The organism is Nocardioides lianchengensis (assembly GCF_900101465.1).
Lineage (GTDB): Bacteria > Actinomycetota > Actinomycetes > Propionibacteriales > Nocardioidaceae > Nocardioides > Nocardioides lianchengensis.
Map to the genome: position 1 here is coordinate 384,539 of NZ_FMZM01000002.1, position 19,562 is coordinate 404,100.

The following is a 19,562-nucleotide window of genomic DNA, read 5'->3' on the forward strand; positions in this document are numbered from 1 at the left end:
AGGGAATCAGCTGGTCTTGTCCAGGGGTCGCCGCAGGTGTGACCGGCCGCACACTGGGGACATGTCCTACGGCGTGATCGGCTCGAAGAGCGCCCACCTCCTCGTCGAGACCACCGCGGGAGCCGCTGGGTCCGAGGCCGACCTGGCGCTCGACCGCCTGCAGGAGGGGTACGGCGCCGTCTGGATCGCCGGACGGATCACCCTGACCCGGCTGCACCTCGGCTTCGTGCCGACCCGGCTCGGCCGGGGCCTGGCCATCACCGAGCTGCACCTGCGCGACGTGACGAGCGTCGAGATCGGTGGCGGGCGTGTGTCCCGGGTCGTCGGCATCCGCACCGCGCGGCACGTCGTCCGGGTGCGGACGACGGGGGCGCAGCAGTTCGCCCAGGCGGTCGCGCAGGGCGCCGAGGACGTACGCCGTACGCCGCGGCTGGTCTGAGCCCACCTGCCCCACCCGACCGCCGATGATTCCCCGTCGGTGGCCGGGTCTGTGCCGTGCGCGCAATTGCGTTGACCGGAGCCCGTCGTCCGACGGACGGTCTAGCCAGGTACACACCAACGCGGAGGGCAGCCGATGATCACCGCACGAGGGCTCGTGCAGACGTTCCACACCGGCCAGGGCAGGAAGAAGACGGCCGTGCAGGCGGTTAACGGCATCGACCTCGACGTGGCCGAGGGCGAGGTGGTCGGCTTCCTCGGTCCCAACGGCGCCGGCAAGACGACCACGCTGCGGATGCTGACGACGCTGCTCAAGCCGACGGCCGGCACCGCCACCGTCGCCGGGTACGACGTCGCGACGCAGGCCGTCGACGTACGACGGAGCATCGGCTACTGCTCGCAGGTCGGGTCGACGTTCTCGGGCGCCTACGCCGGCGACGAGGTCGTCGACCACGGGATGCTCTACGGGATGTCCCGCAAGGACGCGGTCGCCCAGGGCCAGGCGCTCTTCGAGCGGCTCCAGCTCGACGGCCTGTGGCGCCGGATGCCGAAGAACATGTCGGGCGGACAGAAGCGTCGCCTCGACATCGCCATGGGGCTGATCCACTCGCCGTCGCTGGTCTTCCTGGACGAGCCGACGACCGGCCTGGACCCGCAGGCGCGGGCCAACCTGTGGGAGCACATCGCCGACCTGCGCACCAGCCAGGGGGCGACGGTCTTCCTCACCACCCACTACCTCGACGAGGCCGACGCGCTGGCCGACCGGATCGTCATCATCGACCGGGGCGACATCGTGGCCAGCGACACCGCCGACAACCTCAAGGCCCAGGTGGCCGGCGACCTGGTCGCCCTGGAGGTGGGCTCCGACGAGCAGGTGCCCGTGGCCCGCGACCGGCTCAGCGCGGTCGCGGAGACCGTCGAGGTCGAGGGCCGCCAGGTCCGGGGCCGGGTGTCCCGGGCCGGGAAGGTGGTGCCCGGCCTGCTGCGCGACCTCGAGGCCGCCGGCGTCAGCCTCGAGTCCATCGAGATCGCGCGCCCGACCCTGGACGACGTGTTCCTCACCCTCACCGGCCGGACCCTGCGAGACGCCGAGGCCGACGTACCGACCACCGAAGGAGCCGAGCTGTGACGACCTTCCTCCGCGACAGCGGCATCGTCTTCCGGCGTCAGATCCGGATGAACCTGCGCAACCCCGCCTGGGTGATCATCGGGATGCTGCAGCCGGTGCTCTACCTGCTGCTCTTCGGGCCCCTGCTCGAGCCGGTGATCAGCCAGCTCGGCGGCAACAAGTACACCTGGTTCGTCCCGGGCATGCTGGTCCAGCTCGGCATCTTCGGCGCCTTCTTCGCGGGCTTCAGCCTGATCGGCGAGTGGCGCGAGGGGGTCATCGAGGCCGAGCGGGTGACCCCGGCCAGTCGGGCGGCGCTGCTCTTCGGCCGGCTCTACCGCGACCTGCTCCAGCTCTTCGTCCAGGCGGTGATCCTGGTCGGGCTCGGCCTCGCCCTGGGCATGGACTTCAACGCCGCCGGCATCGTGCTCGGCGTCGTCCTCACGATCCTGCTCGGCGGCGCGTGTGCGGCGGCCTCCAACGCCTTCGCGCTGACGGTGAAGAGCGAGGACGTGATGGCCCCGGTGATCAACCTGGTGATGATGCCGGTGCTGTTGCTGTCGGGGATCCTGCTGCCGATGAGCTTCGGCGCCGCCTGGCTCGACAACCTCGCGAACTTCATGCCGATCCGGCACGTCGTCGACGCCGTGCGCGGGGCGTTCTTCGGCGACTACGACCTCGGCACCATCGGCTGGGGCGTCGGCTGGACGGTCGCGCTCTTCGGGCTCGCGGTCTGGTGGGGGGTCTCGGTCTTCCGCAAGGAGAACGCCTGAGGCTCGTTCCTATGCTGACGGGGTGGACGACACCGCCCTGGAGCTGACCGGCGTGACTTTCGTGCGCGACGCGCGCCCGCTGCTGGAGGAGGTCGACCTCGTCGTACGACGGGGCGAGCAGTGGGCGCTCGTCGGGCCGAACGGCGCCGGGAAGAGCACCCTGCTCAACCTGTGCGGCGCGGTGACCTTCCCCAGCCGTGGGCAGGTGCGGGTGCTCGGCCACCGGCTGGGCCAGATCGACCTGCGCGAGCTCCGCCGCTCGATCGGCTTCGTCAACCCCCGCCACCCGCTGCGCTCCGACCTCACCGCGGAGGAGGTGGTGCTGACCGGGGTCACCGGCACCATCGAGACCCAGCTGCGGTGGACGCCGTCCGCCGCCGACCTGGACCGGGCCCGGCAGCTGATGAAGACCCTCGGCGTCGACGCGACCGTGCCGCTGCACTGGCACACCATGTCCCAGGGCGAGCGGGGCCGGACCCTGATCGCGCGGGCGCTGATGACCGACCCCGCCCCTGCTGCTGCTCGACGAGCCCAGCACCGGGCTCGACGTGGCCGCCCGCGAGCAGATGATCCAGACCCTCGACGGCCTGCCGGACGCGATCCCCGGGCTGACGACCGTGATGGTCACGCACCACTTCGAGGAGCTGCCGACCACGACCACGCACGCGGCCCTGCTGCGGCGGGGCCGGGTCGTAGCGGCCGGCCCGGTCGACGAGGTGCTGACCACCGAGCTGGTCACCGAGACCTTCGCCCATCCCATCGAGGTGCACCGACGGCGCGGGCGCTGGTCGGCCGTGGCGCACTGAGGTCGGACGTCAGCCGCCGGTCTCCTGGCGGACCCAGGCGGCGAACCCCGGCACGGTGAACCGCAGCGCGCCGCGGCCGGCCACCTCGATCAGCCCCTTGTCGAGCAGCCCGCGCCGGGGCACGCTCAGGTCGTTGCTCGTCACGCCGAGGTGGTCGGCCACCTCGCCCCGGCGGACGTCGGCCTCCGCCGGCCCGGCCAGCTCGGCCATGCCGGTCAGCACGCGCTGCTCGCCGGGGGTCGCCTTCACCCAGCGGGCCCGGAACATCGTGGCCAGCTCCTCGTCGACCCGGGCGCGGGTGCGGTCGAGCAGGTCGGGGCCGAGGGTGTCGCCCTCCGCGGGCGCGGCCTCACGCCACACCGCGTCGCCGTAGAGCTGGAGGAAGTAGGGGTAGCCCTGGGCCAGCCCGACCACCTCGGCGAGCAGGCCGGCGTGCCAGTCGACTCGGTGCTCGCGGGCCGGCGCCTCGAGCACCTCGGCCGCGTCGGCGTCGTCGAGCCGCTCCAGGGTCCGGAACGCGAACCGCTCGCTGAAGGTCACCGCCGCGGTGAGCACGTCGGGGGTGTTGGGGAGCCCGGCCGCGATCACCACGGCGGACGGCTCGGGGCTTGCCTGCTGGAGCTCCTGCCAGGCGTAGGCGAGGGTGCGCAGGTCCTCGCGGGGCGCCGCCTGGATCTCGTCGACCAGCAGGCAGAGCCCGGCTGAGCCCCGCTCGCGGGCGGCGGCGGCCGCGAGGGTCACGAAGTCTCCGAACGCGGCCGAGGCGGCCCCGGCGCCGGGTGCCGGGGCCGGGCTGACGTCGAGCTCGACCCCGGCACTGGCCGGGCCGGCGCCGAGCTCGAGGCTGAGCGACTGGAGCCGGTCGCGCAGCCGCGAGCGGCGGGTCACGTCGACCCCGATGCCGTCGAGGGACCGGGCGAGGGCGGCGACCAGCCCCGCCACCAGGCTCTCGTCGCCACGGGCGGTCACCCAGGCCACCACCGCGCCGGCGCGAGTCGCCTCGTCGCGGACCGCCTTCAGCAGCGACGTCTTGCCGACCCCGCGCGAGCCGACGTGCACCCGCACCCGGCCCAGGAAACGGCCGTAGGTCGCGAGCAGGGCCAGGTCGGCCTGGGCGTCGGCAAGCTGGGCGCCCCGGCCGACGAGGACGGGCGGCGTCTCGCCGGGGGTGTAGGGGCTGGGCAGCGGATGGCTCACACGGTTCCTTATGAAGGGCGACGTTCATCAGGAACCGTAAACCCGGCCACCGACCTTGACATTCGGGCGCCTCTTGTCAAGCGTGGTTTACATATCTTATCGTCCTGTAAACCGGCAGTGACGCCGACCAAGGAGGCAGCACCGATGGACACCGTCGCCAACAGCACCGTCCCCGAGGGCTCGACCGAGACCTGGCGCGACCCCAAGCGCTACCTGTGGCTGATCGGTCTGGTCGTGCCCTCCCTGGCCTTCGTGGCGTACGGCGCCTGGGCCGCGACCGGGGTCGGCGCGTTCTTCTGGATCGGGCCGGTGGTGATCCTGGTGGTCGTCCCGGCCATCGACCTGGTCGCGGGGCTGGACCGCTCGAACCCGCCCGACGACGTGATCGACCGGCTCGAGAAGGACCGCTACTACCGCTGGATCACCTACCTGTTCCTCCCGGTCCAGTACGCCGGCTTCCTCGGCGCGATGTACCTCATCACTCACGGCGACCCACTCGGGTTCCAGGGGGACCTGACGGTCCTCGACAAGATCGGGCTCGCGATCTCGATCGGCTGCATCGGCGGGATCGGCATCAACACCGCCCACGAGCTCGGCCACAAGAAGGAGGCCAACGAGCGCTGGCTGTCCAAGATCGCCCTGGCCCAGAGCTTCTACGGCCACTTCTACATCGAGCACAACCGCGGCCACCACGTCCGGGTCGCGACCCCGGAGGACCCGGCGTCGTCCCGGGTCGGCGAGAGCTTCTACGCCTTCTGGCCGCGCACCGTCCTGGGGTCCCTGAAGAGCGCCTGGCGGATCGAGAAGCGTCGCTACTCACGCAAGAAGAAGCATCCGTTCCGGATCGGCAACGACGTCCTCAACGCCTGGCTGATGTCGGCGGTGCTCTGGGGCGCGGTCGTCGCCTGGCTGGGGGTCGGCGTGCTGCCGTACCTCGTCGTCCAGGCCGTCGTCGGCTTCTCGCTGCTCGAGGTCGTCAACTACATGGAGCACTACGGGATGCTGCGCCGACGAGTAGGCGTCGGCGAGCGGCAGCGTTACGAGCGGGTCGACCCGTCGCACTCCTGGAACTCCAACAACATCGCGACCAACGTGCTGCTCTACCACCTGCAGCGGCACAGCGACCACCACGCCAACCCCACCCGGCGCTACCAGACGCTGCGCGACTTCGAGGAGAGCCCGGCGCTCCCGACCGGGTACGCCGGGATGATCGTGCTCGCCCTCGTCCCGCCGGTCTGGCGCCGGGTGATGGACCCCCTCGTGCACGCGCACTTCGGCGGCGACCTGTCCCGGGCCAACCTCCAGCCCGGCAAGCGGGAGCGGATCCTGGCGTCGTACCCGCCGCCGGCGGTGGAGCTCTCCGCCGCCGAGCGGGCCGAGCTGGTGCCGGGTGCGGTCGACGAGGTGCTCGCGGCCCGCTGCCCCGGCTGCGGCTACGTGTACGACGTCGCCGCGGGTGACGAGCACGAGGGCTTCGCGGCCGGCACGGCCTGGGCCGACGTCCCCGCGGACTGGTGCTGCCCCGACTGCGGGGTCCGGGAGAAGGTCGACTTCGTGCCGCTCGCGCGCAACGAGGTCGCCTGAACGGGTGGGGTGAGACCCATCTCTCGTCCCGGCAGCCTTCACCGCGAGGGGCGTTAGCCGACAAGTGTCGTATGACTTCCCGCTTCTCCCTAGCCTCCTGGCGGCTTCGGCACCGCCTGATCGCCCTCGGCGCGGGCAGCGTCGTCGTCACGGCCGGGGTCCTGGTCGGGGCCGGCGCCTGGCAGAGCGACCGGTTCACCGAGCAGGCGGGTGAGCGGGTCGACGAGCTCACCGAGTCCGACCTGAGCCACGTCACCGACGGTGTCGACCGGCTCGCGACGGCCGTCGGCGAGTCGGTGCTCCAGGCCCAGGACCGGAGCATGGGGGTGGCCCGCGCCGTGGTCGCCGGCAGCGGCGGCGTCGGGCTCGACCGGGAGGCCACCGCGACCTGGCGGGCGACCGATCAGGTCAGCGGCGAGGTCAGCACCGTCTCGCTGCCCCGGGTGGAGGTGGACGGCGCCTGGCTGGGCCAGAACACCGACGTCGACACCCGCACGCCGCTGGTCGACGAGATCCGCCGGATGGTCGGCGGCCCGGTCACGGTCTTCCAGCGGATGAACGCGCGCGGCGACCTGCTGCGGGTGGCCACCAACGTCGAGAACGCCGAGGGGAAGCGGGCGATCGGGACCTACATCCCGGCCGTCAACGCCGACGGCAGCGCGAACGCCGTCGCGTCCGCGATCGCCGCCGGCGACTCCTACCGGGGCGTCGCCAAGGTCGTCGACACCTGGAACGTCGCCGCCTACGACCCGCTCCGCGACGCATCCGGCCGGGTGATCGGTGCCGTCTTCGTCGGCGTGCCGCAGGCCGAGGCCATCGCCGCGCTGAGCGGCGCGCTCTCGGACATGACGGTCGGCGAGCATGGGTCGGTCTCCATCCTCAGCACCGCGGCCGCCGACCGCGGTCGCGTGATCGCCTCGACCGACGACGCGCTCGTCGGCGGCGAGCTCGTGGCCGAGGACGCCGACGGCGTGCCGTGGGTCGAGCAGGTCCTCGCCGGCGCGGTCGAGCTGGACGAGGGCGAGCTGGCCTCGGCGTCGTACCGGCTGGGCGGTGCGGGCGCGGCCCCGGCCGAGAGCACCGTCTACTCGGCGTACTACCCGGCGTACCAGTGGGCGATCGTCGTCCAGGCCTACGGGCCCGACTACGCGGCGGCGGCCGAGGCGCTGGCCGAGGGGCGCAGCACCATGATGCGGATGTTCGTCCTGGTCGGTCTCGGGCTGGCCGTGGTCGGTGCGGCCGTCGCGTGGCTGGTGGCGACCCGGATGTCGCGCCGGATGGCGCGGCTGACCTCGGCCATGACCTCGCTCGCCGAGCGGGACCTCACGGTCGAGGTGCCCGAGGACGGCACCGACGAGATCGGCACCATGAGCCGAGCGCTCAACCGGGCCGTCGGCCAGCTGCACGGCCTGCTCACCGACATCACGGCCGAGGCCGGTCGCGTCGACGCGGCCGCCCACCGCCTGGGCGGCGTCGGCGCCGACCTGACCAGCTCCGCGGACGAGGCGACCCGGCTCTCCGGGGCCGCGTCGGCCGGCCAGGTCTCCGACAACGTGGCGACCCTCAGCGTCGGCTCGGAGGAGATGACCGCCTCGATCGGCGAGATCTCCGGCAGCGCCCAAGAGGCCGCTGCGGTCGCCCGGGAGAGCGTCGCCCTGGCCGGCGACGTCGAGCGGGTGATGAAGACCCTCAGCGAGTCCTCCAGCCGGATCGCCGACGTGGTCGACGTGATCACGTCCATCGCTGAGCAGACCAACCTCCTCGCCCTCAACGCGACCATCGAGGCCGCCCGCGCCGGCGAGGCCGGCAAGGGCTTCGCCGTCGTCGCCGGCGAGGTCAAGGAGCTCGCGACCCAGACCGCCCAGGCGACCGACGAGGTCACCAGCCGGGTCGCCACGATCAAGAACGACACCGCCAGCGCGACGGCCGCCATCGAGGCGATCACCGAGACGATCGGCCGGGTCGACGGCTACCAGACGGCGATCGCCGCGGCCGTCGAGGAGCAGACCGCGACCACCAACGACATGTCGCGCAACGTCGCCTCCGCGGCCGCGGGCAGTGGCCTGATCTTCGACAGCCTCGGGGAGGTCGAGACCACCATGGGCCGCACCCGCGAGGCCGTCGCCGAGTCCCGGCAGGCCACCGAGGACCTCGGGCACACCGTGGCCCGGCTGGGGGAGCTGGTGGGCGCCTTCCGGGTGTGAGGTCGGGCCCTTCCTAGACTGATGCCATGGCCACCACCCGGGAGCGCGTCGTCGCGGCGGCCGTCGCGATGACCGTCGAGATCGGCTGGTCGCAGGTGACGATGGCCAAGCTCGCCGACCGGGTGGGGGTCAGCCGGCAGACGGTCTACAACGAGATCGGCACCAAGCCCGGGCTGGCCGAGGCGATGATCCTGCGCGAGCTGGCCCGCTTCCTCGACGTCGTCTCCGCGGCTTTCGACGAGCACCCCGACGACCTGGTCGAGGCGATCCGCGCGAGCGCCCGCGGGGTCCTCGAGCACGCCCACGACAACCTGCTGCTGCACGCCGTCGTCTCGGCCACCCACGGGGCCGACACCGAGCTGCTGCCGCTGCTGACCACGCACGGCGAGTCGCTGCTGGCCGCCGCCAAGGGGGTGGTCGCGACGCGACTGGCGCCGTACGACGTGGGGCCGGCGGGGGACCGTCTCGACGCTGCGATCGACATGGTCGTGCGGGTCGTCCTCAGCCACGTCATGCAGCCCTCGGACACCCCGGAGGCCACCGCCGACGACATCGCCTGGATCGCGGCGCGGGTGCTGCGCGACTGACGGAAGGTCAGGCCGACGCGGCCGCGCGCCGGGCCTCGGCGTGCTGGACCGCCTCGCGGAACGCCGCGACGACGTACGGCGGGACCTTCAGCCCGCGCTTCTGCGCCCAGAGCAGCTCGGTCTCGACGCGCGAGATCTGGCGCGCGAAGTCATCGAGGTCGGCGGTGATCCCGAGGGTCTCCATCAGCTCGCCGAAGTCGGCCTTCTGCCGGTCGTTGTTGGCGCCGACCGGGGCGAAGGACAGGGTGCGCAGCTTGCGGACCAGCCACTTCTGCCAGCCGGCCAGCTCGGCCCAAAGCCCGCGTGCGGACAGCTGGTAGAAGGCGTAGTGGCCGGGCTCCTGGCGCTTGATCGGCGCGATGATCGTCTCGGCCATCGCGCCCTCGCGCATCTCGATGACCCCGTCGTGCAGCAGGTTGTAGGCGAGCACCGCGGAGCGCTCGGTGGCCATGCCGGTGAGGTAGTAGATCATCCGGCTGACGTCCTGGAACGCCGGCCAGCGCCCGAGCGCGCCGAGGATCTTCAGCTTGCTGCCGATCGAGGACAGGTCGGCGTCGGCGGGCTCGCGGCCGAGCTCGACCTGGAGCCGGTCGAGGATCAGGCCGTGCCGGGTCTCCTGCGGCTGCCAGACGTCGGCGTAGAAGCGCCGGTCGATCTCGGGCGGGTCGGGGAGCATCGTCATCAGCTCGAGCACGTTGCGGTCGACCTCGAGCTCGACACGCGCCATGTAGTCGAGGACGTGGCCGAACCGGGCCTCGAACTCGACCGGCCGGCCGACCGTCCAGTCGACGCTCTCCAGGTCGATCGGCGGGTGCTCGGCCTCGAGCCGGTCGACGTGCCGGGCGAGCCGCACCGCAGTGGTTAGGGTCCCCTCAGCCATGGAGGAAGGCTACCGTTCGGACGTGGTGCATCAGTCGGCGGCCGGCGTCGTACGCATGGGTTCGCCGGGCGGGCGCGCGGTCGTCGCGGCGGCGGTCCTCGGCTCGGGCATCGCGCTGCTCGACGGGACGGTCGTCAACGTCGCGCTCCGCACCATCGGCGAGGACCTCGACGCATCGCTCGCGCAGCTGCAGTGGATCACCAACGGCTACCTGCTCTCCCTGGCCAGCCTGATCCTGCTCGGGGGCTCGCTCGGCGACCGGTTCGGCCGGCGGCGGGTGTTCGTCTGGGGCACGGTCGGGTTCGCGCTCGCGTCCCTCCTGTGCGGAATCGCGCCCACCGCGGAGGTGCTGATCGGTGCCCGGGTGCTGCAGGGCGTCGCCGGCGCGCTGCTCACCCCCGGCAGCCTGGCGATGATCCAGGGCGCCTTCGTGAAGGAGGACCGGGCCGCGGCCATCGGCGCCTGGTCCGGGCTGGGCGGGATCGCCGCGGCGATCGGGCCATTCGTCGGCGGCGCGCTGGTCGAGTACGTCCACTGGCGCTGGATCTTCCTGATCAACCTCCCCCTCGCGGCGCTGGCGGTCGTGATCGCGACGCGCTCGGTGCCGGAGACCCGCGACCCGCACGCCTCCGCCCACTTCGACCTCGTCGGCGCGGTGCTGGCCGCCGCCGCGCTCGGCGGTACGACGTACGCCCTGATCGAGTGGGGCGGGCCGCTCGCGCCGTGGGCCGGGGTGCTGGCGGTCGTCGCTGCGGTGCTGTTCCTGCTCGTCGAGCGGCGCGAGCGCGAGCCGATGCTGGAGCTCTCGATCTTCCGCGACCTGACCTTCAGCGCCGCGAACGTGATGACCTTCCTCGTGTACGGCGCCCTCGGGTCGGTGCTCTTCTTCCTCACCCTGCAGCTGCAGACCGTCGGCGGGTACGGCGCCCTCGCGGCCGGGCTGGCCAGCCTGCCGCTGACCGTCTGCATGCTGCTGCTCGCCGCGCGCGGCGGCCGGCTCGGGGCCCGGATCGGGCCGCGCGTGCCGATGACCGTCGGTCCGCTGGTGACCGCCGCGGGGACCCTGCTGCTCCTCGGCGTCGACGCGGACGTCGTCTACTGGCGCGACGTGCTGCCCGGCATCACCGTCTTCGGCCTGGGGTTGGCGCTGATGGTCGCGACGCTCACCGCGACGGTGCTGGCCGCCGCGCCCGACGAGCACGCCGGCATCGCCAGCGGCGTCAACAACGCCGTCGCCCGCGCCGGCTCGCTGCTGGCCGTCGCCGCGCTGCCGGTCGTCGTCGGCCTCGGCGGCACGGAGTACGCCGACCCGGACGCGTTCGACGCGGCGTACGGCTCGGCGATGGTGATCGCCGCGGCGCTGCTCGTCGTCGGGGGGCTCGTGTCGTGGTTCACGATCCGGAACGGGGCGCTGCGGGAGGGGTGACCTAGTTACCCGGATATCCGGGTAACTAGGACGTTCCCGGGCGAAGCATCCCCCCAGAACGTCCGGTTCTCCCCGAGAACCCCGCGGCCGCGTCCGGCGTTCGCCCGTGCGGATTGGCCGGCCCACCTACCCTGAGAGACCGGCCCGGAGTTCGGGGGAGGGACAGATGCGACTGCGGCAGGCACTCGGGGCCGCCGGGCTGACCGGCGTGCTCGCGCTGGTCGCTGCCTGCGGCGGCGGTGACGGCAGCGGCACGACCGAGCCCGACGCGTCGCCCAGCACGGTCGGCGCCTCCGCGACCCCGACCTCCGACGACTCGACCGGCGATCCCAGCGGCGATCCCGGCGCGGGGGCCGGCGGTGACCCGCTGGCGCCGTACGCGATGGACGCGCCGGGGCCGCGCACCGGCCGGCTGACCTACGCCGACATCCTGGTCAACGGCCGCGAGTCGATCACCGACCAGACCCTCGCGGCCGTGCGCGCGGTCCCGAACGTCGCGGCGGTGGAGCGGATCTCGCTGGCCCAGGTCAGCATCGACAACAAGCTGCTGACGGTCGCCGCGGTCGACCCGGCGTCGTACCGCAACTTCGCCGACGCCGGCAGCGCCGACACCCAGCAGGTGTGGGACCGGGTCGCGGCCGGCGAGATCGCCGTCGACCCCGCCGTCCAGGCGGAGCTGCCGGTCGACGCCGACGGGTTCCTCAAGCTCGGCAGCGACAAGCAGGCACCACGCGCGCACGTCGGCTCGTACGCCCCGCAGGTCGACGGCGGCATCGACGCGGTCGTCAACGAGAAGTGGGCCGACGAGCTCGGGATGACGACCGGCAACGCGCTGCTGGTCGCCGCGCCCGGCTTCGACCCGCAGGACGTCGGCAAGCAGGTGCGGACCGCGGTCGGGAAGGAGCGGCCGCTGAGCTTCGTCGACGCGGTCGCCCGCTTCGGCCTCGAGCCTGGCGCCCAGCAGGTCGCGGTCGTCGTGGGTGCGACCGCCCAAGCGGTCGGCACCTTCACCTACACCGTCCTCGGTGGCGGCCGGGTCGCGCCCGACCCCGCCTGGGTCCGCGAGCACATCGCCACCGAGCCGGTCCCGATCCTCGGCTCGGTGACCTGCAACAAGCTGCTCTTCCCCCAGCTGCGCGCGGCGCTGGAGGAGATCGTCCAGCGCGGCCTCGCCGACAAGATCGACCCCGACCAGTACGCCGGCTGCTACTACCCGCGCTTCATCGCCGGGTCCTCCAAGCTCTCCAACCACGCCTTCGGCCTCGCGCTCGACCTCAACACCTCCACCAACGGCCGCGGCATCCCCGGCGACATGGACCGCACCGTGGTCTCGATCTTCAAGAAGTGGGGCTTCGCCTGGGGCGGCGACTGGAACTACACCGACCCCATGCACTTCGAGATGAACGCGCTCGTCGCCCCGCGCTGACCCCGCGGGCTAGCCTCGGCCGCATGCGAGCCGTCCAGGTCATCACGCCCACCGGTCCCCGCGACGTCGAGCTGCGCGACGTCCCCGAGCCCACGCCGGGCGACGGCGAGGTGCTGGTGGAGGTGCACAGCGTCGGCATCTCGTTCCCGGACCTGCTGCTGAGCAAGGGCGAGTACCAGCTCAAGCCGGAGCCGCCGTTCACCCTCGGCGTCGACTTCGCGGGCACCGTCGTGAGCGGCGCCGGCTTCGAGCCCGGTCAGCGGGTCTGCGGCGTCGGAGGGTGGGGCGGCGCGGCCGAGCTGGTGGCGAACCCGGCCGGCTTCACTTTCGCGCTCCCCGACACCACGTCGTACGACGAGGGCGCCGCCCTGCCGATGAACTACCTCACCGCCGACTTCGCCCTGGCCGAGCGGGGCGGGCTGCGGGCGGGCGAGACCGTGCTGGTGCACGGCGCCGCCGGTGGGGTCGGCACCGCGTCGATCCAGGTGGCCAAGGGCATGGGCGCGCGGGTCGTCGCGGTGGTCAGCACCGACGAGAAGGCCGCGGTCGCGCGGGCCGCGGGCGCCGACGAGGCGGTGCTGCTCGACGGGTTCAAGGAGGCGGTCCAGGGGCTGACCGGCGGCGCGGGCGTCGACGTCGTGGTCGACGTGGTCGGCGGCGACGCCTTCACCGACTCGCTGCGCGTGCTGGCGCCGCAGGGCCGGCTGCTGGTCGTCGGCTTCGCGGCCGGTGCGGGCATCCCGCAGGTCAAGGTCAACCGGCTGCTGCTCAACAACGTCGACGTGCGCGGTGTCGGCTGGGGCGCGTACGCGATGGCCCGGCCCGGCTACATGGCCGAGCAGTGGACCCGGCTGCTGCCGATGCTGGAGTCGGGGGTCGTGAAGCCGCCGGTCGGCTCGACGTACCCGCTGGAGGACTTCGGCCAGGCCCTCGTCGACATGGACGAGCGGCGCACGCTCGGCAAGTCGGTGGTCCACGTCCGCCCCGTCGAGTGACGCGAGATGGCTGGATAGGACAGGTCTTGGCGACCGTCTGGCGTCACTCGACGACGGACGCCGCGGACCGACCCGGCAGGATGGCCCCATGAGCGAGCACCAGCACGATCACGACCACAGCGACCACGACCACGGCGACGACGGTCCCAGCGACGACCTGGTCCGCCGGGCCGGCCACATCATCCTGGACGGCGTGACCGCCGCCGACGTCGACAACGAGGACGCGATGGAGCTGGCCTTCGGCCGACTCCTCGAGATCGACGCCATCGAGGTGACGATGGACGAGGACGAGGGGGAGCTCGAGCTCGACATCTCGCCCCTGATGAGCGGCGTGCTGCTGGTCGTCACCGAGCTGGTCAACGAGATCGCCGAGCGCGACGGCAGCTCCCCCGAGGACGTCCTCGCGCGGATCCGCACGCGCATCGACGGCTGACCCGCCGCACACCTCTTCGTTAGGGTCGTCCCCGTGACGATCCTCGACGACGCCCGCGAGGGCATGAACCCCGACATCCGTCCCCAGGACGACCTGTTCGGCCACGTCAACGGGCGCTGGCTCGACGAGACCGAGATCCCCTCGGACCGCTCGAGCTGGGGCCCGTTCGTGCAGCTGGCCGACGGCGCGGAGAGCGACGTCAAGGCGATCATCGAGGACCTGGCGGCCGGGGACGCGGCGGCCATGACCGACGACGCCCGCAAGATCGGCGACCTGTTCGCCTCGTTCATGGACACCGACGCCATCAACGCCAAGGGGCTGCGCCCCGTCCGCCCGCTCATCGACGCGGTCGACGCGCTGCGCGACGTGCGCGACCTGGCCGCCTTCCTGGGCGAGTTCGAGCGGATCGGCGGGCACGGCCTCTTCGGCTCGTACGTCGACTCCGACGACCGCAACTCCGAGCGCTACCTCTTCCACCTGGTCCAGGGCGGTCTCGGGCTGCCGGACGAGTCGTACTACCGCGAGGAGAAGTTCGCGGAGGTCCGGGAGAAGTACGTCGGCTACCTCACCCGGCTGCTCACGCTCGCCGAGCACCCCGACGCCGCGGGCGCCGCGGCCACCGTGCTGGCCATCGACACCAAGCTGGCCGCCGGCCACTGGGAGCGCGCGGACACCCGCGACGTCCAGAAGACCTACAACCTGCTGACCGCCGACGAGCTGAAGGCGCTCTGCCCGTCCTTCGACTGGGACGCCTACGTCACCAACCTCGGCGGCAACGAGCTGACCGTCGCCGAGTCGTGCGTCCGGCAGCCGTCGTACTTCGGCCACCTCTCGACCGTCCTCGACGAGGTGCCGATCGCGGACTGGAAGGCCTGGCTGCTCACCCACGTCCTGCGCAGCGCGGCGCCGTACCTCACCGACGACTTCGTCGAGGCCAACTTCGACTTCTACGGCCGCACCCTCAACGGCACGCCCGAGCTGCGGGCCCGCTGGAAGCGCGGGGTGGCCCTGGTCGAGGGCGCGCTCGGCGAGGCCGTCGGCCAGGAGTACGTCGCCCGGCACTTCCCGCCGACCTCCAAGGCGCTGATGGATGACCTGGTCGCCAACCTGCTGGCGGCGTACCGGGTCTCCATCGAGGCGCTCGACTGGATGACCGACGAGACCAAGCAGCGGGCCTACGCCAAGCTGGAGACGTTCCGGCCCAAGATCGGCTACCCGGAGAAGTTCCGCGACTACTCCGGTCTCCAGGTCAGCGCCAACGACCTGCTCGGCAACGTGGCGGCGGCATCGTCGTTCGAGACCGACCGCCAGCTGGGCAAGCTCGGCAACCCGGTCGACCGCGACGAGTGGTTCATGCTCCCGCAGACCGTGAACGCCTACTACAACCCCGGCACCAACGAGATCTGCTTCCCGGCCGGCATCCTGCAGAAGCCGTTCTTCAGCCCCGACGCCCTCCCGGCCGAGAACTACGGCGGCATCGGCGCGGTGATCGGCCACGAGATCGGCCACGGCTTCGACGACCAGGGCGCCCAGTACGACCCGCACGGCAACCTCGAGGACTGGTGGACCGCCGACGACAAGGCGGCCTTCGAGGTGAAGACCAAGAAGCTCGTCGAACAGTACGACGGCTTCGAGCCGCGCAACCTGCCCGGCGAGAAGGTCAACGGCTCGCTCACCGTCGGCGAGAACATCGGCGACCTGGGCGGGCTGACCATCGCCCACAAGGCCTACCTGATCTCGCAGGGCGGCGAGGCGTCGGTCGAGGACCGGCGCCGGCTGTTCAGCAACTGGGCCTACGTGTGGCGCACCAAGCGTCGTACGGAGCAGGAGCAGCAGTACCTCACCATCGACCCGCACTCCCCGCCGGAGTTCCGGGCCAACATCGTGCGCAACCTCGACGAGTTCCACGACGCGTTCGAGACCGCGCCCGGTGACGGGCTGTGGCTCGAGCCGGACGACCGCGTCCGCATCTGGTAGTGACGGGATCGCTGGTCGAGTAGCCCGTGAGGAACGAGCGGGCGTATCGAGACCCGGAGCGAGGGGGCGTGACGCGTATCGACACCACCAACCCCGCCTGGCAGCAGGCGTCGTACGACGTCCGCTTCGACTGGGGCCCGACCGGAGCGGCGGCGGTCGCGGCCGACGTGACGGTGGTGGTCGACGTGCTGTCGTTCACCACCACGCTGTCGGTCGCGGTCGAGGGCGGGATCGAGGTCTTCCCGTTCGGCTGGCGCGACGTGCGGGCGACGTCGTACGCGCTGACGCGGGACGCGGTGCTGGCCGTGGGGCGCAGTCAGGCCGGGCCGGGCGAGGTGAGCCTGTCGCCGCTGAGCGTCCGCGCCGCGAGCGGCGTCGAGCGGCTGGTGCTGCCCAGCCCGAACGGGTCGAGCATCTCCTTCGCCCTCGCCACGGCCGGCGGAGAGGTGCTCGGCGGCTGCCTGCGCAACGCGACGGCCGTGGGCGCGGTGCTCGCGGAGCGGGTCCGGGCGGGCGCCTCGGTCGCCGTCGTGGCCGCGGGCGAGCGGTGGCCCGACGGGACGCTGCGGCCGGCGGTCGAGGACCTCTGGGGCGCGGGCGCGATCCTGGCCGCGATCGGTGCCGGGACGCCGAGCCCGGAGGCCCGCCTCGCCGTCACGGCGTACGACGCGGTCGCAGCGTACGTGCTCGCCGCGCTGCGCGCGTGCGCCAGCGGGCGCGAGCTGGTGGCGGCCGGTCACCCCGGCGACGTCGAGGTCGCGGGCGAGCTCGACGCGACGAACGTCGTACCGGCGCTGCGGGGCGAGTCCTTCGTGGCATCCTGACCCGATGCCCGTCCTCCGCGTCATCGCCGCCGCCGTCCTGCGCGCGGCCCTCCTCGTCGCGGTGTACGCCGTGTTCCTGCTCGTGCTGGACCGCACCGACGGCGGGGACGCGCTCGGGGCGGGACTGCTCTACTTCGTGCTGGTGATGGCCATCGGCTTCGCCTGGGCCGTCTGGGACGGCTCGCGGCGTCCCTACCCGGCCGCCGCCGCGGTGTGGGTGCTGGCCGGGATCGGGACCACGGTCGGCATCGCGCTCACCGCGGTCCTGCTGGAGCCCGACGCCTCCGGCTCGTTCGGCGAGGAGCTGGGTGACGGATTCGTGTTCCTGACCCTGCTGGTCGTGCTCCCGGCGCTGGCCGGCGCCGCGCTCGGCGCCCTGATCCGCCGGTCCCGCACCGCCTGATCACCCCCGCCAGGGCGGGGCCACTCCCCAGCCCCAGCGGGGGACCGGCGCGTCCTCGACGGGCGTCGCCCCCGGCTGGGAGTTCTGCTGGGCCAGGCGGGTGCCCCACTCGACGTACCCGACGATCGCGGCGCGGAACTCGGGGTCGTCCGGCAGCCCTGCGTCGTCGGCGGCCAGGCTCATGGTGGCGGCGAACCGGTGCCGCTGCTCGGGCGTGATGGCCAGCCCGCGGTGGTGGTCGAACATCGCCGGGTAGCCCCCGAGGTCGTCGGTGTACGACGTCGCGCCGCCGAGCACCTCGCACCACCAGGCCGCGACGTGGGCCCGGTGCCGCTCGTCGACCCCGCTCGGGAAGAACCCGGCCAGCAGCGCATCGCCCTCGACCCGGTCGTAGAAGGCGTCGATCAGCGCGCGTACGGCGGCGTCGCCGCCCGCCCACGCGTGGAGGGTCGGGAGACCCGGCTCGTCGACGCCCATGTCTGCACTCCTTGGTTCCGTCGCTGCAAAGGTGTAAGCATGTAATCATGATTCAGGATGAGACGCGAGAGCGGATCCGCGGCTGGTTCGCCGGTCGACTGCCGGAGGCCTGGTCGGCGGCGCCGGCCGAGGTGACCGTGGACCGCGAGGAGGTGACGGTGCTGCTCACCGTCCCCGACGTGACGACCGCCGAGGGCGCCTCCGCGGTCGAGGTCGCCGAGACCCGGGCCGGCCGGGCGAAGGCGTTCCGCGAGGAGACCCGCGAGACCCGGATGGCCATCGCCCGCGAGGCCGAGCACCGCTACGGGCGCAAGGTCTCGTGGGGCGTGCGCCTCGGGGAGGGCGACGACGCCCACGGCGAGCTGTGGACCCACGTGTCGACGCCGGTGATGACCCGGCTGCGCCAGCCGCAGCGCCTGGTCCTCGACACTCTCGTCGACGCGGGCGTGGCCCGCTCCCGGGCGGACGCGCTGGCCTGGTGCGTCCGCTTGGTCGGCCAGCACGAGGGTGACTGGCTCGCCGAGCTGCGCGACGCCACCGGCCGGGTCGCCGACGTACGGGCGAAGGGCCCGGCCGCCTAGGCTGCCGCCGTGACCTTCCCCGAGTCCGTCGTGACCGCGGTCCTCGCGCACATGAACGACGACCACAACGACGACAGCCTGCTGATCGTCCGCGCCTTCGCGCGGCCGGACGCGACCGCGGCGGCCATGACCGGCCTCGACGGGGAGGCCGGTGTGTTCGCCGCGACCACGCCCGACGGCAACGCGGAGGTCCGGGTGGCCTGGCCGGCCGGGACGATCAGCGAGCGGGCCGAGATCCGCCGCGAGGTCGTGGCGCTGTACGACGCCGCCTGCGCGCGACTGGGCGTCGCGCCGCGGCCGCACTGACCGCCCTCACGGCACCAGCAGGAAGAACCCCTGGTCCGCCCAGGTGATCTCGCCGGTGGGCACGCTCCGGAAGAACGTGAGGACCCGGAGATCGGTCTCGTTCGGGCACCCGCCGGGGTTCGACTGGACCTCGGCGTAGGCCTGGGCGTTGGTGCCCGTGGCGTCGGTGGAGAAGTCCAGGGTGATGACGGCGCTCGCCTGCTGCGCGTCGATCCCGGGCAGGGACAGGCAGCGCACCCCCGGGGCCGGGCTGGTCGCGGTGATGCCCCCCGACTGGCGGGTGACGAGGGTCCCCTGGACGTGGGCGTAGGCCCGGACCAGCCCGTCGGCGCCGGGTGCGCCGGGTGCTCCGGGTGCTCCGGGTGCTCCGGGTGCTCCACGTGCGCCGGCCGGACCCGCGCGGCCGCGCAGGGAGGTGGCCGTCCCGGGCGCGAGGTCCTGGACCTTCAGCGTTCGGTCCTTGACGTCCTTGGTGGTGACCGTGCCGTCCTTGATCTGCTTGCCGGTGATCATCGTCCCGGCGACGGCACCTCCGGAGGCGGCGACGAAGAGGGCGCCGGCGATGAGGAGCACGGCCGGGGTGGAGCGGGGCAGGGGAAGGCGCATGCCCGACGGTAGGTCGGACCCTCCGGGCGCGGGCATGGCCCAGACGGGTCATGGACTCCGGTGCTGGCCGGTGCTGGGCCCGGTGCTGGGCCCGTTGCTGAGCCCGGTGTCCACGTCGGCGTCGACCGGGGCCATCGGACCCGCGGCGAGGACCAGGTAGACCGAGAGCGCGAGCAGGCCCGGCAGGGTCGCGATGATCCGGCGGACGGGGTGGGCCATGGGGGGGGAGTACCCGGAACCCGCCCGCCCGAAGCGGGACCGGTCTCAGGCCGGGCTGGTCGCCGGCTCGTCGTGGTGCGCCAGGTCCCAGCGCCGGCTCAGCGGACCCAGGACCGCGACCTCGAGGACGACCGTCACCCCCAGGGCGGCGCCGGCGGCGAGCAGGACGTCGCCCAGGTCGGACCCGCTGTCGGCGACCGCGAAGAGCAGGACCACCAGCAGCGGCAGCCAGCAGAGCAGGGCGAGTCCCCCGACCACGACGACGACGGTCTCGGTCCCTGCTGGGGAGGAACGAGTGTGGACCATCCCGGC

General features: G+C 72.8%; 22 protein-coding genes and 1 pseudogene. 17 read left to right on the plus strand and 6 right to left on the minus strand.

Annotation, left to right across the window (positions count from 1 at the left end):
* Window positions 1–61: 61 nt before the first annotated feature.
* The 5 genes and pseudogenes from BLT76_RS05445 to BLT76_RS26300 all read left to right on the plus strand — a co-directional run bounded on the left by BLT76_RS05445 (window position 62) and on the right by BLT76_RS26300 (window position 3,125).
* A complete protein-coding gene (locus BLT76_RS05445; RefSeq protein WP_090851867.1) occupies window positions 62–439 on the plus strand; it encodes a hypothetical protein in 378 nt (125 codons plus the stop codon).
* Window positions 440–574: 135 nt separating this feature from the next.
* The gene (locus BLT76_RS05450) at window positions 575–1,567 is read left to right on the plus strand and encodes an ATP-binding cassette domain-containing protein (protein WP_090851870.1); all 993 of its coding nucleotides are present in this window, start codon (window positions 575–577) and stop codon (window positions 1,565–1,567) included.
* Window positions 1,564–2,319 (plus strand): ABC transporter permease, encoded by a 756-nt coding sequence (locus BLT76_RS05455; protein ID WP_090851874.1) that lies wholly within the window; start codon window positions 1,564–1,566, stop codon window positions 2,317–2,319. The genes BLT76_RS05450 and BLT76_RS05455 overlap by 4 nt, the downstream gene beginning before the upstream one ends.
* A gap of 61 nt (window positions 2,320–2,380) precedes the next feature.
* Window positions 2,381–2,767, plus strand: a pseudogene (locus tag BLT76_RS26670) (ATP-binding cassette domain-containing protein); the annotation flags it as partial.
* 100 nt (window positions 2,768–2,867) lie between these two features.
* On the plus strand, window positions 2,868–3,125 hold the full coding sequence (locus tag BLT76_RS26300; protein ID WP_244509267.1) for an ATP-binding cassette domain-containing protein: 258 nt from the start codon (window positions 2,868–2,870) through the stop codon (window positions 3,123–3,125).
* Between the two features lie 9 nt (window positions 3,126–3,134).
* Here BLT76_RS26300 and BLT76_RS05465 read toward each other — a convergent pair whose 3' ends face one another.
* Window positions 3,135–4,322: an ATP-binding protein gene (locus BLT76_RS05465; RefSeq protein WP_170866945.1), complete on the minus strand. Its 1,188-nt coding sequence runs from the start codon at window positions 4,320–4,322 to the stop codon at window positions 3,135–3,137.
* Window positions 4,323–4,466: 144 nt separating this feature from the next.
* On the opposite strand from BLT76_RS05465, the gene BLT76_RS26690 reads away from it, so the two are divergent.
* From BLT76_RS26690 to BLT76_RS05480, 3 genes are all read left to right on the plus strand, one after another.
* Entirely contained in the window at window positions 4,467–5,906 is a 1,440-nt protein-coding gene (locus tag BLT76_RS26690) for a fatty acid desaturase (protein WP_090851878.1), read from the plus strand.
* 71 nt (window positions 5,907–5,977) lie between these two features.
* On the plus strand, window positions 5,978–8,110 hold the full coding sequence (locus tag BLT76_RS05475) for a methyl-accepting chemotaxis protein (protein WP_090851880.1): 2,133 nt from the start codon (window positions 5,978–5,980) through the stop codon (window positions 8,108–8,110).
* Between the two features lie 26 nt (window positions 8,111–8,136).
* Complete coding sequence (locus BLT76_RS05480) at window positions 8,137–8,697, plus strand: TetR/AcrR family transcriptional regulator (protein WP_090851882.1); 561 nt, start codon at window positions 8,137–8,139, stop codon at window positions 8,695–8,697.
* A 7-nt stretch (window positions 8,698–8,704) separates the two neighbouring features.
* On the opposite strand, the gene BLT76_RS05485 is transcribed toward BLT76_RS05480, so the two are convergent.
* Window positions 8,705–9,577 carry a GTP-binding protein LepA gene (locus BLT76_RS05485; RefSeq protein WP_090851885.1) on the minus strand — a complete coding sequence of 291 codons (873 nt, stop codon included), beginning with the start codon at window positions 9,575–9,577 and terminating at the stop codon, window positions 8,705–8,707.
* 22 nt (window positions 9,578–9,599) lie between these two features.
* Between BLT76_RS05485 and BLT76_RS05490 the strand changes: the two genes are divergently transcribed.
* The 7 genes from BLT76_RS05490 (at window position 9,600) to BLT76_RS05520 (ending at window position 17,061) form a co-directional block, all read left to right on the plus strand.
* Window positions 9,600–11,003: an MFS transporter gene (locus BLT76_RS05490; RefSeq protein WP_244509268.1), complete on the plus strand. Its 1,404-nt coding sequence runs from the start codon at window positions 9,600–9,602 to the stop codon at window positions 11,001–11,003.
* Between the two features lie 166 nt (window positions 11,004–11,169).
* Window positions 11,170–12,429, plus strand: coding sequence for a M15 family metallopeptidase (locus BLT76_RS05495; protein WP_090851892.1), 1,260 nt, complete (start codon window positions 11,170–11,172; stop codon window positions 12,427–12,429).
* A 23-nt stretch (window positions 12,430–12,452) separates the two neighbouring features.
* The gene (locus BLT76_RS05500) at window positions 12,453–13,424 is read left to right on the plus strand and encodes an NADPH:quinone oxidoreductase family protein (protein ID WP_090851894.1); all 972 of its coding nucleotides are present in this window, start codon (window positions 12,453–12,455) and stop codon (window positions 13,422–13,424) included.
* An 88-nt stretch (window positions 13,425–13,512) separates the two neighbouring features.
* Window positions 13,513–13,857, plus strand: coding sequence for a hypothetical protein (locus BLT76_RS05505; protein ID WP_090851897.1), 345 nt, complete (start codon window positions 13,513–13,515; stop codon window positions 13,855–13,857).
* Window positions 13,858–13,890: 33 nt separating this feature from the next.
* Window positions 13,891–15,834: a M13 family metallopeptidase gene (locus BLT76_RS05510; protein WP_090851900.1), complete on the plus strand. Its 1,944-nt coding sequence runs from the start codon at window positions 13,891–13,893 to the stop codon at window positions 15,832–15,834.
* A gap of 68 nt (window positions 15,835–15,902) precedes the next feature.
* Window positions 15,903–16,658 (plus strand): 2-phosphosulfolactate phosphatase, encoded by a 756-nt coding sequence (locus tag BLT76_RS05515; protein ID WP_244509269.1) that lies wholly within the window; start codon window positions 15,903–15,905, stop codon window positions 16,656–16,658.
* Window positions 16,659–16,662: 4 nt separating this feature from the next.
* Complete coding sequence (locus tag BLT76_RS05520) at window positions 16,663–17,061, plus strand: hypothetical protein (protein ID WP_090851904.1); 399 nt, start codon at window positions 16,663–16,665, stop codon at window positions 17,059–17,061.
* Here the strand turns inward: BLT76_RS05520 and BLT76_RS05525 are convergent, their stop codons facing one another.
* Window positions 17,062–17,538, minus strand: a complete 477-nt coding sequence (locus tag BLT76_RS05525; protein WP_090851907.1) for a group II truncated hemoglobin — start codon at window positions 17,536–17,538, stop codon at window positions 17,062–17,064.
* Between the two features lie 47 nt (window positions 17,539–17,585).
* Between BLT76_RS05525 and BLT76_RS05530 the strand changes: the two genes are divergently transcribed.
* Together BLT76_RS05530 and BLT76_RS05535 are read left to right on the plus strand one after the other, a co-directional pair.
* The gene (locus BLT76_RS05530; RefSeq protein ID WP_090851910.1) at window positions 17,586–18,119 is read left to right on the plus strand and encodes a hypothetical protein; all 534 of its coding nucleotides are present in this window, start codon (window positions 17,586–17,588) and stop codon (window positions 18,117–18,119) included.
* A gap of 9 nt (window positions 18,120–18,128) precedes the next feature.
* The gene (locus tag BLT76_RS05535; RefSeq protein ID WP_244509270.1) at window positions 18,129–18,425 is read left to right on the plus strand and encodes a DUF2470 domain-containing protein; all 297 of its coding nucleotides are present in this window, start codon (window positions 18,129–18,131) and stop codon (window positions 18,423–18,425) included.
* Between the two features lie 6 nt (window positions 18,426–18,431).
* On the opposite strand, the gene BLT76_RS25330 is transcribed toward BLT76_RS05535, so the two are convergent.
* From BLT76_RS25330 to BLT76_RS05545, 3 genes are read right to left on the minus strand one after another with little or no spacing between them, the layout of a single operon-like run.
* Window positions 18,432–19,031: a hypothetical protein gene (locus tag BLT76_RS25330; RefSeq protein ID WP_139175429.1), complete on the minus strand. Its 600-nt coding sequence runs from the start codon at window positions 19,029–19,031 to the stop codon at window positions 18,432–18,434.
* A gap of 48 nt (window positions 19,032–19,079) precedes the next feature.
* Window positions 19,080–19,250 (minus strand): hypothetical protein, encoded by a 171-nt coding sequence (locus BLT76_RS25605; RefSeq protein WP_170866946.1) that lies wholly within the window; start codon window positions 19,248–19,250, stop codon window positions 19,080–19,082.
* Between the two features lie 45 nt (window positions 19,251–19,295).
* Window positions 19,296–19,556, minus strand: coding sequence for a hypothetical protein (locus BLT76_RS05545; protein WP_139175430.1), 261 nt, complete (start codon window positions 19,554–19,556; stop codon window positions 19,296–19,298).
* Window positions 19,557–19,562 lie beyond the last annotated feature (6 nt).

Bases quoted from the DNA above. Each gene is read 5' to 3' on its own strand.
- BLT76_RS05445 (WP_090851867.1), top strand. From the start codon at position 62: ATGTCCTACGGCGTGATCGGCTCGAAGAGCGCCCACCTCCTCGTCGAG.
- BLT76_RS05450 (WP_090851870.1), top strand. From the start codon at position 575: ATGATCACCGCACGAGGGCTCGTGCAGACGTTCCACACCGGCCAGGGC.
- BLT76_RS26690 (WP_090851878.1), top strand. From the start codon at position 4,467: ATGGACACCGTCGCCAACAGCACCGTCCCCGAGGGCTCGACCGAGACC.
- BLT76_RS05475 (WP_090851880.1), top strand. From the start codon at position 5,978: ATGACTTCCCGCTTCTCCCTAGCCTCCTGGCGGCTTCGGCACCGCCTG.
- BLT76_RS05480 (WP_090851882.1), top strand. From the start codon at position 8,137: ATGGCCACCACCCGGGAGCGCGTCGTCGCGGCGGCCGTCGCGATGACC.
- BLT76_RS05485 (WP_090851885.1), bottom strand. From the start codon at position 9,577: ATGGCTGAGGGGACCCTAACCACTGCGGTGCGGCTCGCCCGGCACGTC.
- BLT76_RS05495 (WP_090851892.1), top strand. From the start codon at position 11,170: ATGCGACTGCGGCAGGCACTCGGGGCCGCCGGGCTGACCGGCGTGCTC.
- BLT76_RS05500 (WP_090851894.1), top strand. From the start codon at position 12,453: ATGCGAGCCGTCCAGGTCATCACGCCCACCGGTCCCCGCGACGTCGAG.
- BLT76_RS05505 (WP_090851897.1), top strand. From the start codon at position 13,513: ATGAGCGAGCACCAGCACGATCACGACCACAGCGACCACGACCACGGC.
- BLT76_RS05520 (WP_090851904.1), top strand. From the start codon at position 16,663: ATGCCCGTCCTCCGCGTCATCGCCGCCGCCGTCCTGCGCGCGGCCCTC.
- BLT76_RS05525 (WP_090851907.1), bottom strand. From the start codon at position 17,538: ATGGGCGTCGACGAGCCGGGTCTCCCGACCCTCCACGCGTGGGCGGGC.
- BLT76_RS05530 (WP_090851910.1), top strand. From the start codon at position 17,586: ATGATTCAGGATGAGACGCGAGAGCGGATCCGCGGCTGGTTCGCCGGT.
- BLT76_RS25330 (WP_139175429.1), bottom strand. From the start codon at position 19,031: ATGCGCCTTCCCCTGCCCCGCTCCACCCCGGCCGTGCTCCTCATCGCC.
- BLT76_RS25605 (WP_170866946.1), bottom strand. From the start codon at position 19,250: ATGGCCCACCCCGTCCGCCGGATCATCGCGACCCTGCCGGGCCTGCTC.
- BLT76_RS05545 (WP_139175430.1), bottom strand. From the start codon at position 19,556: ATGGTCCACACTCGTTCCTCCCCAGCAGGGACCGAGACCGTCGTCGTC.